The sequence below is a fragment of the Nocardia abscessus genome (assembly GCF_015477775.1).
Lineage (GTDB): Bacteria > Actinomycetota > Actinomycetes > Mycobacteriales > Mycobacteriaceae > Nocardia > Nocardia abscessus_A.
On the sequence record NZ_JADLQO010000021.1, the window covers coordinates 1 to 14,197 of the forward strand.

The following is a 14,197-nucleotide window of genomic DNA, read 5'->3' on the forward strand; positions in this document are numbered from 1 at the left end:
CTACGTCCTCGACGGAGCACTCATGCCAGGCAACACCGCCGCATGCAACCCCTCGATGACCATCGCCGCCATCGCCGAACGCGCACTCGACAACATCGTCACCCACGACATCGACACCCTGATCTGACTCGCGCAATTCCGTCGACGGAGAGGTGATAATTGTGAAGCCTTCTGCAATGGCTCCTGAGAGTTCTGTCCTTGTAGTCTCCCGCAAGCGAATTCGGCGGCGTGCTCGTCGTCGCGGGGCAGCGTTGGCCGCCGCCCTCGTACTCGCGGCCGGCTCTGCCGCGGTCGTGGGCCCGGGAGATACCGCGGTGGCTCGGGCGCAGCCTTCCGGGTGCGGCGGGGAACATTTCGTGGCGTCGTGGACGGCGAGCCCGACCGATTCGGTGACTCCCGTCGATGCGGCCGGAGGGCCGATTCCACTCGCGGTCGACGACCAGACTTTTCGGATGGTCATCACTCCGCATCTGGGTGGGTCGCGACTGCGCCTGCATCTGACCAACCGGTTCGGGCTGACGCCGGTCACATTCGCACAGGTGAGCATCGCCAACCAATTATCGGGCGCGGCGGTGGCGGATGCGGCGCCGGTGCTGTTCGGCGGGCAGGCAGCCGTCACCCTGCCCGCCGGAGCCGATGTCGTCAGCGATCCGGTGCCGTTCACTGTCGCCGCATTCGCCCCGGTGGCGGTCAGTATTCACGTTCCCGATCCGGCGGGGCCGCCGACCAAACACTGGAATGCCAACGCCACCTCGTTCTACTCTCCTGCCGGTAGCGGTGATCTCACCGGGCAGCCAGGCGCCGACGGATTCTCCTCCACGACCGGTTCCTGGTTGTATGTCACCGCTCTGGACGTGCTCGCACCCGCCGAAACCCGTGCGGTGGTGGCGTTCGGGGACTCCATCACCGATGGTTTCGTGGGCGCCAACGCGTTGAGCGTGCCGGTCGATCGTGGCGTCGCCGACACCAATGGACGCTATCCCGACGTTCTGCAGCGGCGGCTGGACAACGCGGGCATTCCGGTCTCGGTGGTCAACGCCGGAATCGGCAGCAATCGCGTGCTCACCAGTGGCGAGCCGCTTCTTCTCGGTCCGAGCGGGCTGTCGCGCTTCGAACGCGACGCACTCGGACAAGCCGGTGTCGGTGGAGTTCTGGTGCAGGAGGGAATCAACGATCTCGGACTTCCGCCGCCCGCCGATGCCGCGTCGATGATTGCGGGATACGAGAAACTCATCACCACAGCGCACCGGCACGGCAAGAAGATCTGGCTGGGAACACTGCTTCCCGCCTCCGACGCCCTCGTCGACGGCGAACTCCTGGCGCCCCGCAGCGAGACCGCCCGGCAGCAGATCAACGCCTGGATACGCAACCAGAACCTCGCCGACGGCATCGTCGACTTCGATGCCGCCCTGCGCGATCCTGCCGACCCGTCCGTGCTCCGAGCGGTCTATTCGAGCCCGGATCGCCTGCACCCCAGCCTCGCGGGATACCGGGCGATGGCCGAGACGATCGACCTCGCCCTGCTCGGCGCCTCCCCATCACCCGCCTGCTGACGATCCCCGCAGTGCCGGCGGGACGCGCGGTTGTCAGTCGTCGCGAGGGGCGAATTCGAGTTCGGCGGGCAACGATTCGGCACCCGGGTCCGGCTGCAGATCGGCGCTGTTGAACACCATGGCCAGGCACAGATAGGAGCCGGTGACGAACATGAGCTCCATGAGCTGCCGGGTATCGAGGTGCGCGCCGAGTTCGGTCCAGGTGTCGCCGTCGATGCGGTGCCGGTCCATCAGCTGGTCGGCGGCGGTCAGTAACAGCCGTTCCAGCCGCGTCCAGAGATCGGCGCTCGGGTCTTGCCGGACCGCGGCGATCTGCGCGGGGGACAGGCCCGCTCGCAGACCGATGCGCACGTGCTGTTCCCATTCGTAGCGCGAGCCGCTGCGCCAAGCCACGCGCAGGATGACCAGTTCACGACACCGTGGGTCCAGGGTCGCGCGCTCGAGGAGCAGGCCGTTGTAGGTGAGCCACGCGGCGGCGAGCTCGGGATGGTGTCCGAGCAGTCCCAGCACATTGGGCAGGGGAGGGGCGTCGGGTTCGCCGGACAGGTAACGGTCGGCCATGGTCAGCCGTCCGCGCAGCATCTCACGCGCCTGCTCGTCCCACTGGTCGATCGGCAGCGGTGGTAACCGCGGCTCGGACTCCGTCATATCGTCGGCCCCTACCGGCAGAGGCGAACGATCGTAATGCTGTGCACCCGCACAGAATAGGCTTGTTCGCAGTTCGCGACCAAGGTCAGGATCGGCCGCGCCCCGCGGCGCGGACCCTTCCGGGGCTGCGTTCGCCTTCCACGCTGCGCAGGAATTCTTCGATCAAAGCGATCGTCTCGGTGTGGCCGGTATCGATGTCGAAGGACTCCTCCATGCGCAGGAAACGCGAGATGCTGGACATCAGCATGACGACGGTGGTCGGTGTCCACATGGCCGCGACGGCCGGGTAACCGCGAAGGATATTCCCGACGGCCTCGAGTTGCAGGAGGCGGAATCGTCGTGAGGACTGGGCGATCTCGGCCCTGATCGTCTTGCGGTGGTTGGCCATGGAGACGAATTCCATGGTGAGCGCGGTTTGCGACTGGTCGTGGATGGCCTCCCACAGCGCCCACAGCGGCTGCGCGGCTTCGAGGGCCTCGCGCTGGCGCTGGTAGCTGCGCTCGGCGCCGCGGCGGAAAAGCTCGACGAACAGGTTGTCCATGGTGTCGTAGTAGTAGTACACCAGCCCGGGGTTGACCCCTGCCCTGGCCGCGAGGCGCCGTGAGCTGACGGCGGCGTAGCCCTCTTCGAGCATGATCTGCTCGGCCGCGTCCAGCAGTGCGACGCGGGTGGCCGCACTGTGGGCACGGCTCGCCCGTTCCACCTTCATCGCCTGCCGCCTCCCTCCGCTTTCGCTGCCCGGCACCACGGATGAGTGCCCGGTCCGCGGCCCGGCTCGCGCCGCCGCTCGATCATAGGGCTGCCATGGCCGTTTCCGGGCTCACGGTCGCGGGCCCATGGTCGAAGGGACGCGCTTTCCACTCTGTCAAGCCTTGACATTGTGCTCCGACCAGCCCTATAACCTTAACCAGTCGATCAAATTAACCACTTGATCAAACTTCTCGGGCCGGCCCTTCCGGCGAACCGAATGGAGAGCGCGGTGCCGATTCCAGCGGAGGAAGCCACGCTCCGGCGTGGCACCCGGACGCACGCGGTGCGCGTGGCCGAGGTGCGCGCCGAGACCGCCGATGCCCGCTCGTTCGTCCTCGACATCCCACCGCGACTCGCGGCCGAGTACACGTATCGGGCGGGGCAGTTCCTCACGCTGCGGGTGCGGATCGGTGCGGAGGTCCATCACCGGTCCTACTCGATGTCCTCCTCACCGGTGACCGATCCGCACCCGCAGATCACCGTCAAGCGAATACCGCAGGGGCTGGTGTCGACCTGGCTCACCGAACAGGTGCGTCCCGGCGACACCGTGGAAGTCACTGTCCCGATGGGCACGTTCGTCTTGCCCGACTCCGAGCGCGACATCGTCACCTTCGCGGCGGGAAGCGGTGTCACTCCGGTGTTCTCGATCGTCAAGACGGCGCTGGCCACCACCACGCGCCGGGTGCGCCTGTGCTACGCCAACCGCGACCGCGACTCGATCATCTTCGGAACCGGCCTGGCCGAACTCGCCGCGCGTCACCCCCGTCGGCTGACCGTCGTGCACCACATCGACGCCGAATCCGGTCTGCTGACCGCCGAACGGATCAGCGAAATATTCCCTGGCACCGGCGACCACGAGCACTTCCTGTGCGGCCCGGCGCCTTTTATGGACGTCGTGCGCGCGGGCCTGTCGGAGGGCGGTGTTCCGGACGAGCGCGTGCACGTCGAACGCTTCACCACCGGCGAAGCAGATGCTCCCGAGGAGCCTGCCGACGGCGAGCCCGCGCAGGTCACCATCCGCTGCGGACGCCGGACCGCCACCGGCGAGCACCGCGGCGGCACCACCGTCCTGCAGGTGGCGCGAGCCCTGGGCCTGCGCCCGCCCTCCTCCTGCGAGACGGGCAACTGCGCGACCTGCATCGCACGCGTGGTCGAAGGCAGTGCGGTGATGCGCAACAACGAGGTGCTCACCGCGGAGGAAATCGCCGACGGCTGGGTGCTCACCTGCCAGGCCGTCCCGACCGGCCCGCTGCTGCGGGTCGACTACGACTAGGAGCGCCACCGATGTCACTGCCGCACACCTCCGAGCGACCGGCCGGGCGGACCGCCGTCGTCACCGGCGGAGCCTCCGGTATGGGACTGGCCATCTGCCGGCGCCTCGCCGAACGTGGCGACCGGGTGGCAATCCTGGATCTCGACGGCGACGGCGCCGAGCGGGCCGCCGCGGAGATCCGCGACGGCGGCGCCGCCGCAGCGGGTTTCGCGGTCGACGTCACCGACCGCGCGGCCGTCGACGATGCGCTGGCCGCGACCCGCGCGGCCTACGGTCCGGTGGACATCCTGGTCACCAGCGCCGGGCTGGTCGCGTTCGAGCCGTTCACCGACATCTCCCTGGAATCATGGAATCGCGTCGTGGAGGTCAATCTCACCGGCACGTTCCAGTGCGTGCAGGCCGTCGTGCCCGACATGCTGGCCCGGCAGTGGGGCCGGATCGTCACCATCTCCTCGTCGAGCGCGCAGCGCGGCTCGCCGGGGATGGTGCACTACACGGCCTCCAAAGGCGCAGTGATCGCGATGACCAAGGGGCTCGCCCGCGAGTACGCCTCCCGCGGCATCACGGTGAACACGATCCCGCCGTCGGGTATCGACACCCCGATGTCGCGTGGTTCGCAGGCGGCCGGACATCTGCCGGACAACGCGACCATGGCGAACGCGATCCCGGTCGGTTTCCTCGGCACCGGTGACGACATCGCCGCCGCCTGCGCGTTCTTGTGCTCCGAGGACGCCCGATACATCACCGGACAGGTGGTCGGCGTCAACGGCGGCACCGTCATCTGACCCGTCCCTCACCGCAGAAGTGGAGTACCACGATGACCGACTGGCTCAAGCCGACCGCGGGTAGCTGGACCCAGCACTACCCCGACCTGGGCACCGGACCGATCTCGTTCGAGGATTCGGTGTCTCCGGAGTTCTTCGAGTTGGAGCGGGAGGCGATTTTCAAGCGTGCCTGGCTGAATGTGGGCCGGGTCGAGCAGGTTCCGAAGGTGGGTAGTTATTTCACGAAAGAGATCGATGCCGCGCGTACCTCGGTGATCGTGGTGCGTGACCGGGAGCGGCAGGTGCGGGCGTTTCACAATATCTGCCGTCATCGGGGCAACAAACTGGTCTGGAACGATTTTCCGAAGGAAGAGACCTCCGGGACGTGTCGGCAGTTCACGTGTAAGTATCACGGCTGGCGCTATGGGCTCGATGGTGCGTTGTCGTTCGTGCAGCAGGAGAGTGAGTTCTTCGATCTCGACAAGGATCAGTACGGGCTGGCTCCGGTGCACTGCGAGGTGTGGGCGGGATTCATCTTCGTCAACCTCGCCGCCCAGCCACCACAAACACTGCGAGAATTCCTCGGCCCCATGGTCACCGCCCTGGAAGGCTACCCCTTCGACCGCATGACGGAGTGGTACGAGTTCCGGGCCGAGAACCAGAGCAACTGGAAACTCTTCGCCGATGCCTTCCAGGAGTACTACCACGTGCCGGGTCTGCACTCGCAGCAGGTTCCCGGCGCGGTGCGCAAGCCGGATGCCGGCTTCACCTGCGCGCATTTCCAGCTCGATGGTCCGCACCGCATGGTCAGCACCGGTGGCGCTCGGCGCTGGACGCTGCCCGCCGAGTACATGTACCCGATCGAGCGGGTCACCCACAGCGGGCTGGTGGGCCCGTGGGAGTCCCCGGACATCGGTGAGCTGCCGGCGGGGATCAATCCCGGCCGGGTGGAGCCCTGGGGGATCGACAACTTCCAGATCTTCCCCAATATCGAGATCCTGTTCTACCGCGGCTGGTACCTGCTCTATCGCTACTGGCCCACCTCGTACAACACCCACCTGTTCGAGGGCATGCTGTGCTTCCAGCCGGCCGACACCGTGCGCAAACGCGTCGAGCACGAGGTGGCCTCGGTCGTGTTCAAGGAGTTCGCGTTGCAGGACGCGGGCATGCTGACCGGTACCCAGACCGCGCTGGAGCAGGCATACCGCACCGCGAACGTCACCGACTACCCGGTCAACGACCAGGAGATCCTGGTGCGGCACTTCCACAAGGTCGTGGCCGACTGGGTGAACGACTACCGCGGCGAGCGCGTGGGGGCCCGGTGATGAGCGGACCCATGCTGCCACCGGCCTTCGCCGAGTTCGAGAAGTTCGCGCCCACCTGGTGCCTGGAGTCCGAGACGGCCCGATGGGCCCAGCGGCAGGCCAGCACGATGGAGGAGCTCAACGCCTTCTACGACGCGTTCTTCCCCCGCTTGGACGAGGCCATCGTCTATTGCGACAAGTTCCCCCTCGACGAACTGCCCGACGACGCCCTCAATCTGCTCCACCTCATCTACTCGCTGGTCATGGTGGCGATGGCGGTGGAGATCTTCCAGCAGCCCGCACCGGTCGACAGCGCCGACGCCTGGCTGGAGCGGGTCGGCGAGCCCACGCCCTGACCGGGCCGAATCCGAAGGACACGATCATGACAACACTCACCGTGGAGAAGCTGGGCCACGACGTCGGCGCCGAGATCGTCGGCCTCACACCCGACCGGCTCGTGGGAGACCCCGCCGTGCCCGGCGCGATCAAGCAGGCACTCGAGGACAACGGCGTCCTCGTCTTCCGGGGCCTGCACCTGGACCCCGAAACCCAGGTCGCGTTCTGCCGCACCCTCGGACCGATCGACACCTCCCCGGGCCACCACCCGGTCGAGGGAATCTACCGGGTCAGTCTCGACACCTCGAAGAACTCCTCGGCGAGCTACCTGCGCGCCACCTTCGACTGGCACATCGACGGGTGCACACCGGAGGACGACGCCTACCCGCAGATGGCCACGATGCTGTCCGCGAAGGCCGTGGCCGCCACGGGCGGGGAGACCGAATTCGCCAGCACCTACAAGGCTTACGACGATCTGAGCGAGACCGAGCAGAACTATCTGGCGGGGCTGCGGGTGGTGCACTCGCTGGAGGCGTCGCAGCGGCGGATCACGCCGAACCCGACGCCCGAGCAGCTCGCGGCGTGGCGGCGGCGGCCGGTCCGCGAACACCCGATCGTGTGGACGCACCGGTCCGGACGCCGCTCGCTGGTGCTGGGCGCCTCCGCCGGGGAGGTGGTGGGCCTGGATGCCGATCGGAGCCGGGCCCTGCTCGACGACCTGCTCGCCCGCAGCACCGCACCGGAGCGGGTGTACCGGCACGAGTGGTCCGTCGGCGACACCGTGATCTGGGACAACCGCGGCGTGATCCACCGCGCCGCTCCCTATGAGCCCGATTCGCCGCGAGAAATGCTGCGCACCACCGTGCTCGGCGACGAACCGATCCAGTGACCCTGCCCGACCACAGCACAGGAGAACGACCATGCCTCGTTGGCCCAAACCCCCCGAAGGCAGTTGGACCCAGCACTACCCGGACTTGGGCACTGCCCCGGTGTCCTATGAGGACTCCATCTCTCCGGAGTTCTTCGAGTTGGAGCGGGAGGCGATTTTCAAGCGTGCCTGGCTGAATGTGGGCCGGGTCGAACAGCTTCCGAAGGTGGGCAGCTATTTCACGAAAGAGATCGATGCCGCGCGTACCTCGGTGATCGTGGTGCGTGACCGGGAGCGGCAGGTGCGGGCGTTTCACAATATCTGCCGTCATCGGGGCAACAAACTGGTCTGGAACGATTTTCCGAAGGAAGAGACCTCCGGGACGTGTCGGCAGTTCACGTGTAAGTATCACGGCTGGCGCTATGGGCTCGATGGTGCGTTGTCGTTCGTGCAGCAGGAGAGTGAGTTCTTCGATCTCGACAAGGATCAGTACGGGCTGGCTCCGGTGCACTGCGAGGTGTGGGCGGGATTCATCTTCGTCAACCTCGCCGCCCAGCCACCACAAACACTGCGAGAATTCCTCGGCCCCATGGTCACCGCGCTGGAGGGCTACCCCTTCGACCGCATGACCGACCGCTACTACTATCGGGCCGAGGTCGGCGCCAACTGGAAGCTGTACATGGACGCCTTCCAGGAGTTCTACCATGCGCCGGTGCTGCACGCGAAGCAGACGCCGGACAACTACTCCACCGCCGCCCAGCAGGCCGGATTCGAAGCGCCGCACTATCAGCTCGACGGCCCGCACCGGCTGGTCAGCACCTCCGGTGTGGTCGCATGGGAACTCGACCCCACCATGCGCAAGCCCATGGAGGACATCACCCGCAGCGGGTTGTTCGGGCCATGGGAGAAGCCCGAACTGGGCCCGATGCCGCCGGGGCTGAACCCGGCGAAATGTGACCCGTGGGGGCTGGACTCCTTCCAGCTGTGGCCCAACTTCGTGATCCTCATCTGGTCCGGCGGCTGGTACCTGACCTACCACTACTGGCCGACCAGCCACAATCGTCACATCTTCGAGGGCAACCTGTACTTCGTGCCCGCGCGCACCCCCCGCGAACGAGTCGCCCACGAGATGGCGGCGGTCACCTTCAAGGAGTACGCCCTGCAGGACGGCAACACCCTCGAAGCCACGCAGACCATGCTCGAATCGCGCGCGGTCACCACGTTCCCGCTCAACGACCAGGAGATCCTGCTGCGTCACCTGCACAAGGTCGCCGGCGAGTGGGTCCAGTCCTACCAGGACGAGCACACCGAGGTGGGCACCCGATGAGCGCCCTGCTGCCGGCGGAATTCGCCGACCTGGAACCCTTCGCCGAAATCTGGTGCCTGGAAACCGAACCCGAACGCTACGCCCGGCGTCTGGCCAGCTCGATGGAGGACATGCAGCGCTTCTACGACGCGATCACCCCACGCGCCGAAGCGGCGCTGAAATACCTCGACGAGTTCGCGCTCGACGAGCTGCCCGACGACGCCCGGCGCCTGCTGTGGCTGCTGCACTCGATGGTGATGGTCTCGTTCCCGGTGGAGGTGTGGAGCCAGCCTCGCGTCCCCGACTCCGGCGCGGCGACGCTCGACTGCCTGATCGAACCACGGCCATGAGCACCGAGACCATCGTGCTGCGGGCCGCCCGCTGGGTCGACGTGGCGACCGGCGAGGTACACACGCCCGCCGTGATCGTGGTGCGCGGCGAATACATCGAGGCGGTGGACCTCACCGTGGAACCCGCCGACGCCACGGTGCTCGACCTGGGCGACACCACCTTGCTGCCCGGTCTGATGGACATGGAGATCAACCTGCTCATCGGCGGCCCGGAGAATCCTTCCGGGTTGCCCAGCCCGATGCACGGGGTGCAGGACGATCCCGTCTATCGCACGCTGCGTGCCACGATCAATGCCCGCACGACACTGCTGGCCGGTTTCACCACCGTCCGCAACCTCGGGCTGATGGTGAAGACCGGCGGATACCTGCTCGATGTCGACCTGCACCGCGCGATCGAGCAGGGCTGGTTTCCCGGCCCGCGGATCGTGTCGGCGGGCCATGCCATCACCCCGACCGGGGGGCATCTGGATCCCACCATGTTCCAGCGCTTGGCCCCGCACATCATGCCGCTGTCGGTGGAGGAGGGCTTGGCCAACGGCGTCGACCAGGTGCGGCACGCGGTGCGGTATCAGATCAAGTACGGCGCGGGAGTCATCAAGATCTCGGCGTCGGGCGGGGTCATGTCGCACAGCACCGCTCCGGGCACCCAGCAGTACTCCGACGAAGAACTGCGCGCCATCGTCGACGAAGCCCATCGCGCCGGGCTGAAGGTGGCCGCCCACGCGCACGGCGACGCCGGCATCCGCGCCTGCATCCAGGCCGGCGTCGATTGCATCGAACACGGTTCGCTGGCCACCGACGACACCATCGCCATGATGGTGGAACACGGCACCTTCCTGGTCCCGACCAGTTATCTGTCCGAGGGCCTGGACGTGTCCAAGGCGCCGCCCGCCCTGCGGGAAAAGGCCGCGACCGTGTTCCCCAAGGCGCGGCGCATGCTCGGCAAGGCCATCGAGGCCGGAGTCAAGATCGCCTGCGGCACCGACGCTCCCGCCGTTCCGCACGGCGACAACGCCAAGGAGCTGTGGGCGATGGTCGACCGCGGGATGACCCCCGCCCAAGCGCTGCGCGCCGCCACCGTCACCAGCGCCGAACTCGTCGGCGCCGAGGACCGGGGCAGGCTCGCCCCCGGCCTGCTCGCCGACATCATCGCCGTTCCCGGCGATCCCACCCGCGACATCACCGTCACCGAACACGTGCGGTTCGTGATGAAAGGCGGTGTCGTGCACAAGAACACGACCGCCGACATCGCCGCCGCCGTGCCCGTCCGATAATCCCTCACCGCCAGGAGAAGGCAGATGCCCACCGGAATTCTCTTCGTCGAATCGCGCCCGAACTCCGCCGAGGAGGCCGCCGCCTACCACGACTGGTACGAGAACACCCACCTCGCCGAGATGTGCAAGCTCGACGGCGTCGTCGCCGCCCGCCGCCTCGCCACCGTCGACGGCGACCCCAGCTACATCGCCCTCTACGAGATCGAGGCCGACGACCTCGAGGCCGTGCGCGCGGCACTGGGACAGAAGTCCCGTTCCGGGGAGATGTCCGCGCCGGTGGGCTTGCAAGTGGATCCGCCACCGGTCGTGCGGTTGCTGCGCGACATCGCCGCCTACCGGCCCTGACCCCGGACGTCCGATGCGCGAACACACCAGCCTGTTCATCGGCGGCGAATGGCGGGCGCCCAGCACCGACCGCACCCTCGAGGTGATCTCACCGCACACCGAAACGGTGATCGCGCGGCTCGCGGCGCCGGACGTCCGCGATGTCGACCTTGCCGTGGCCGCGGCCAGGGAAGCCTTCGACCACGGTCCGTGGCGGGGCTTCGGCGCTGAGGAGCGCATCGGCATCGTCCGCGGCCTCGTCGACCGCTACACCCAGCGCGAGGACGAACTCGCGCGGCTGATCACCGCGGAAATGGGCGCACCGCTCCAATTCTCGCGCTCCGCGCACGCCCGGCTCCCCGGCGTCATGATGCGCTCGCTCGTCGATATCGCGGCGAACTATCCGTGGGAGGAGACCCGGCCCGGATACTTCGGCGCCGACATCCTGGTCTGTCACGAGCCCGTCGGCGTTGTCGCGGCGATCGTGCCGTGGAACATGCCGATGTTCCTCACGGTCGCCAAGCTGATCCCGGCGCTGCTGGCCGGATGCACCGTGGTGCTGAAACCCTCCCCGGAAACACCCCTGGACGCCTACCTCATGGCCGATTTGTTGCGGCACAGCGGTATCCCGCCGGGAGTTGTCAGCATCCTGCCCGGCGACCGCGCCATCGGTGCTCATCTCGTCGCCCATTCCGGTGTGGACAAAGTGTCGTTCACCGGCTCCACCGCCGCGGGCCGCCAGGTCGCCGCCGCGTGTGCGCCCGCGCTGCGCCGGGTGAGCCTCGAACTGGGCGGCAAATCGGCGGCGGTGGTGCTCGACGACGCCGACCCGGACCATGTCGCCGAGGGGATGAAGGAGGCCGCGCTCATGAACGGTGGGCAGGCCTGCGTCGTGCAGACCCGGATACTGCTGCCCCGCAGCCGGTATCACGAGTATGTCGAGGCACTGAGCGAGATGGTGTGGGCGCTGCGCGTGGGTGACCCCTTCGACGAGACGACCGACATCGGTCCGCTGGTGTCCCGAAGCCAGCAGGCCCGGGTGCGTGGCTACATCGACACCGGAATCCGCGAGGGCGCGCATCCGGCTGTCGGCGGCGCCGACATGCCGACCGGCTGTGACCGGGGATGGTACGTCCGCCCCACCCTCTTCACCGATGTCGACCCCCGGATGCGCATCGCCCGCGAGGAGATCTTCGGGCCTGTCCTGACCGCCATCCCCTACGCCGATGACGAGGAGGCGATCGCGATCGCCGACGACACCGACTACGGGTTGTCGGGCTCGGTCTGGTCGAGTGAACCGGCCCGGGCCCTCGCGGTCGCGCGCCGAATCCGCAGCGGAAGCTTCGGCATCAATCAGGCCTACAGCATGGACCCCGTCGCGCCCTTCGGCGGAGTCAAGGCCAGCGGCATCGGCCGCGAGTTCGGCCGCGAGGGGCTGGCCGGATACCTGACCACCAAATCCGTGTCCGGCATCTGATCGTCATGAGTGCTTCGATGACATCGCCACGCAGGTGGGTCAGGACGGCTGTGTCTTCGTGGTGCTGCCCGGCATAGACCCGTTCGAGCGTGGATGTTCACGTGCGAGTTCGACCGGCCGGCGTGGTCTTCGACTGCACGGCCACCGCTGCGGCCGTGCGCAACTTGATCCATGGTTGATGGCAAAAGCATTGGTGCACAATTGGATTGGAACGTTCCACCATAGACGGCTGTCAGTTGCGGCCACGCCTGCCACGCTGACGCCTGTCCCTCGGCCCGTGACCAGCGACACCAGGGTGACAGCACTGCATCCGAATAGCGAGGCCTTGCCAAGCCGATGGAAGCTTCGCCGCTGAAGCATGTCGCAACAGGGAGGCCGGCCCGCCTCGCTGCGGGCCCGAGACCTGCCCGGTGGAGCGGCGGCGGAAAGTCGTGCGCTCGCCGGTCTCGGGCGGCAGCGACGTCGCGGGAGCCCATTGACGGACCCAACTATAACGGCGACACTGTAACCATTATGGGTGGACGAGCTGCTGCTGGTGAACAGATCGACCCGGGCTCAGTCCTTCGTGGCCGGCCCCGCGACGGGATTACGAGCACGTCGCTGCCGCAGACCTCCGATCGATCGAGCGCGCGGGCGCGCAGTGCCCTTCGGACACGCGCGGCACTGATGCGTTCGGGACGGTGGGCGCTGGGTAGCGATCCAGCCGGAAGGATCGGCATCGCCGATCTGGCACGGGATGCCGGCGTCGCCACCGGGTCCTTCTACAACCACTTCGGTAGCAAAGACGAATTCTTCGACACCGTCATCATCGAGGTGATCGAGGACCTCGGGTGGATCCTCGACAGCGCCACTGCGGGTATCGATGACCCTGTCGGCATTGTCGTCGCGCACTTGCGTGCGCTCGGCGCGATCGGCGTCGGCCACCCTGATATCGGCGCAATTGTCCTTGCGATGGGGTACCGAATCCTGGAACAACCCCGCATCAGATCGCGCCTGGCCGCTGGCATTCGTGCCGGTATGTCGGCGGAGTGCTTCCACGTCAACGACCTGAGCGCCGCTCTCGATCTGGTCAACGGAGTCGTCCTGGCGATTCTGCGAACATCACAGCGCGATCCGGCCACAGTGACAGTGGCGTGGGTGGATACCCTCACCCAGCAGGCTCTCACCGTGCTGGGGCACCGTTGAGGCGGCGCAGCGAGCAGTGTGCGTCGGTATGCCGAATCAGGTGGAATCCGAATCGGTCGCCGCGGCATGCAGCGGTGCGAGGCCTGCGACGAGGAGGCCGAGTCCGAAGTGGAATTCGCTTTCCAGGGTTTGTGCGGGTAGGCAGTCGGCGACGGTGATGGTGGCGGGGAAGTGTGCCGGGTCGAGTTGGCGGAACAGGGTGGTGATCGAGGTGGGGTCGATATTGATCTCGGTGTCGTGGCCTTGTAGTTGCGCGGCGAAGCCGACGACGTAGCGAGCCAGGGTGGCGTAGATCATGGCTGCGGATTGCGGGGGGAATCCGTTGGCGAGCAGCATCGCCAGAACTTGCTCGCGCAGGCGCAGTGCGTTGGGGCCGGTGGGTACCTGTTCGATGAGCAGGGGAGCGACACCCCGGTGACGGTGCAGGGCGGCGAAGATGGCTTCCGCGGCGGCGATGCACGTGCGTTGCCAGTCGCCGTCGGTGGCGTCGTCATCGATCTCGACCTCACCCAGAACCCAGTCGACGACGTGCCCGATGAGTTCGGCGCGGTTGGCCACGGCCCGGTAGAGCACCGCGGTACCGGTTTCGAGGCGTTGGGCCAGAGTGCGCATCGACAGCGCCGCGGCGCCTTCCTCGTCGACCAGGCGTAGCGCGGTGGTCACGATCCGGTCGAAAGGAACGCGAGGGCGGCCGGGGGAGCGCCGGCCGGTGGTCTCGGCGTCGTCGGAGTCGGCGGTGGGCACGCTCGTATTCTCGCGGATCGGCGGGCCGGACATGTGATCAG

15 protein-coding genes are annotated in these 14,197 nt (G+C 67.3%); 12 read left to right on the forward strand and 3 right to left on the reverse strand.

The features are described from left to right. Positions 1 to 452: 452 nt before the first annotated feature. A complete protein-coding gene (locus IU450_RS34970; RefSeq protein ID WP_228835571.1) occupies positions 453 to 1,553 on the forward strand; it encodes a GDSL-type esterase/lipase family protein in 1,101 nt (366 codons plus the stop codon). Positions 1,554 to 1,586: 33 nt separating this feature from the next. Here the strand turns inward: IU450_RS34970 and IU450_RS34975 are convergent, their stop codons facing one another. Then, positions 1,587 to 2,201, reverse strand: a complete 615-nt coding sequence (locus IU450_RS34975; RefSeq protein WP_195154003.1) for a carboxymuconolactone decarboxylase family protein — start codon at positions 2,199 to 2,201, stop codon at positions 1,587 to 1,589. A gap of 85 nt (positions 2,202 to 2,286) precedes the next feature. Next, on the reverse strand, positions 2,287 to 2,910 hold the full coding sequence (locus tag IU450_RS34980; RefSeq protein WP_195154004.1) for a TetR/AcrR family transcriptional regulator: 624 nt from the start codon (positions 2,908 to 2,910) through the stop codon (positions 2,287 to 2,289). Between the two features lie 270 nt (positions 2,911 to 3,180). Between IU450_RS34980 and IU450_RS34985 the strand changes: the two genes are divergently transcribed. From IU450_RS34985 to IU450_RS35035, 11 genes are all read left to right on the forward strand, one after another. Further along, positions 3,181 to 4,224 carry a ferredoxin--NADP reductase gene (locus IU450_RS34985; protein WP_324197937.1) on the forward strand — a complete coding sequence of 348 codons (1,044 nt, stop codon included), beginning with the start codon at positions 3,181 to 3,183 and terminating at the stop codon, positions 4,222 to 4,224. 11 nt (positions 4,225 to 4,235) lie between these two features. Continuing rightward, on the forward strand, positions 4,236 to 5,009 hold the full coding sequence (locus tag IU450_RS34990) for an SDR family NAD(P)-dependent oxidoreductase (protein WP_195154005.1): 774 nt from the start codon (positions 4,236 to 4,238) through the stop codon (positions 5,007 to 5,009). Positions 5,010 to 5,041: 32 nt separating this feature from the next. Then, positions 5,042 to 6,313, forward strand: a complete 1,272-nt coding sequence (locus IU450_RS34995) for an aromatic ring-hydroxylating oxygenase subunit alpha (RefSeq protein ID WP_195154006.1) — start codon at positions 5,042 to 5,044, stop codon at positions 6,311 to 6,313. Next, complete coding sequence (locus IU450_RS35000; protein ID WP_220135134.1) at positions 6,313 to 6,648, forward strand: hypothetical protein; 336 nt, start codon at positions 6,313 to 6,315, stop codon at positions 6,646 to 6,648. Before IU450_RS34995 ends, IU450_RS35000 begins: the two co-directional genes overlap by 1 nt. Before the next feature lie 26 nt (positions 6,649 to 6,674). Then, on the forward strand, positions 6,675 to 7,517 hold the full coding sequence (locus IU450_RS35005) for a TauD/TfdA dioxygenase family protein (protein WP_195154007.1): 843 nt from the start codon (positions 6,675 to 6,677) through the stop codon (positions 7,515 to 7,517). 31 nt (positions 7,518 to 7,548) lie between these two features. After that, positions 7,549 to 8,823: an aromatic ring-hydroxylating oxygenase subunit alpha gene (locus tag IU450_RS35010; RefSeq protein WP_195154008.1), complete on the forward strand. Its 1,275-nt coding sequence runs from the start codon at positions 7,549 to 7,551 to the stop codon at positions 8,821 to 8,823. Further along, the gene (locus IU450_RS35015; RefSeq protein ID WP_195154009.1) at positions 8,820 to 9,152 is read left to right on the forward strand and encodes a hypothetical protein; all 333 of its coding nucleotides are present in this window, start codon (positions 8,820 to 8,822) and stop codon (positions 9,150 to 9,152) included. Before IU450_RS35010 ends, IU450_RS35015 begins: the two co-directional genes overlap by 4 nt. Continuing rightward, positions 9,149 to 10,426: a metal-dependent hydrolase family protein gene (locus IU450_RS35020; RefSeq protein WP_195154010.1), complete on the forward strand. Its 1,278-nt coding sequence runs from the start codon at positions 9,149 to 9,151 to the stop codon at positions 10,424 to 10,426. The genes IU450_RS35015 and IU450_RS35020 overlap by 4 nt, the downstream gene beginning before the upstream one ends. A 24-nt stretch (positions 10,427 to 10,450) precedes the next feature. Continuing rightward, complete coding sequence (locus IU450_RS35025) at positions 10,451 to 10,771, forward strand: DUF4286 family protein (RefSeq protein ID WP_043690801.1); 321 nt, start codon at positions 10,451 to 10,453, stop codon at positions 10,769 to 10,771. A 13-nt stretch (positions 10,772 to 10,784) separates the two neighbouring features. Then, positions 10,785 to 12,227: an aldehyde dehydrogenase gene (locus tag IU450_RS35030; protein WP_195154011.1), complete on the forward strand. Its 1,443-nt coding sequence runs from the start codon at positions 10,785 to 10,787 to the stop codon at positions 12,225 to 12,227. A 666-nt stretch (positions 12,228 to 12,893) separates the two neighbouring features. Continuing rightward, complete coding sequence (locus IU450_RS35035) at positions 12,894 to 13,412, forward strand: TetR/AcrR family transcriptional regulator (protein WP_195154012.1); 519 nt, start codon at positions 12,894 to 12,896, stop codon at positions 13,410 to 13,412. A 36-nt stretch (positions 13,413 to 13,448) separates the two neighbouring features. Here the strand turns inward: IU450_RS35035 and IU450_RS35040 are convergent, their stop codons facing one another. Continuing rightward, the gene (locus IU450_RS35040; RefSeq protein ID WP_195154013.1) at positions 13,449 to 14,189 is read right to left on the reverse strand and encodes a TetR/AcrR family transcriptional regulator; all 741 of its coding nucleotides are present in this window, start codon (positions 14,187 to 14,189) and stop codon (positions 13,449 to 13,451) included. Positions 14,190 to 14,197 lie beyond the last annotated feature (8 nt).

Bases quoted from the DNA above. Each gene is read 5' to 3' on its own strand.
- IU450_RS35005 (WP_195154007.1), top strand. From the start codon at position 6,675: ATGACAACACTCACCGTGGAGAAGCTGGGCCACGACGTCGGCGCCGAG.
- IU450_RS35000 (WP_220135134.1), top strand. From the start codon at position 6,313: ATGAGCGGACCCATGCTGCCACCGGCCTTCGCCGAGTTCGAGAAGTTC.
- IU450_RS35025 (WP_043690801.1), top strand. From the start codon at position 10,451: ATGCCCACCGGAATTCTCTTCGTCGAATCGCGCCCGAACTCCGCCGAG.
- IU450_RS35030 (WP_195154011.1), top strand. From the start codon at position 10,785: ATGCGCGAACACACCAGCCTGTTCATCGGCGGCGAATGGCGGGCGCCC.
- IU450_RS35020 (WP_195154010.1), top strand. From the start codon at position 9,149: ATGAGCACCGAGACCATCGTGCTGCGGGCCGCCCGCTGGGTCGACGTG.
- IU450_RS34995 (WP_195154006.1), top strand. From the start codon at position 5,042: ATGACCGACTGGCTCAAGCCGACCGCGGGTAGCTGGACCCAGCACTAC.
- IU450_RS35035 (WP_195154012.1), top strand. From the start codon at position 12,894: ATGCGTTCGGGACGGTGGGCGCTGGGTAGCGATCCAGCCGGAAGGATC.
- IU450_RS35015 (WP_195154009.1), top strand. From the start codon at position 8,820: ATGAGCGCCCTGCTGCCGGCGGAATTCGCCGACCTGGAACCCTTCGCC.
- IU450_RS34990 (WP_195154005.1), top strand. From the start codon at position 4,236: ATGTCACTGCCGCACACCTCCGAGCGACCGGCCGGGCGGACCGCCGTC.
- IU450_RS35010 (WP_195154008.1), top strand. From the start codon at position 7,549: ATGCCTCGTTGGCCCAAACCCCCCGAAGGCAGTTGGACCCAGCACTAC.
- IU450_RS35040 (WP_195154013.1), bottom strand. From the start codon at position 14,189: ATGTCCGGCCCGCCGATCCGCGAGAATACGAGCGTGCCCACCGCCGAC.
- IU450_RS34975 (WP_195154003.1), bottom strand. From the start codon at position 2,201: ATGACGGAGTCCGAGCCGCGGTTACCACCGCTGCCGATCGACCAGTGG.
- IU450_RS34980 (WP_195154004.1), bottom strand. From the start codon at position 2,910: ATGAAGGTGGAACGGGCGAGCCGTGCCCACAGTGCGGCCACCCGCGTC.
- IU450_RS34970 (WP_228835571.1), top strand. From the start codon at position 453: ATGGTCATCACTCCGCATCTGGGTGGGTCGCGACTGCGCCTGCATCTG.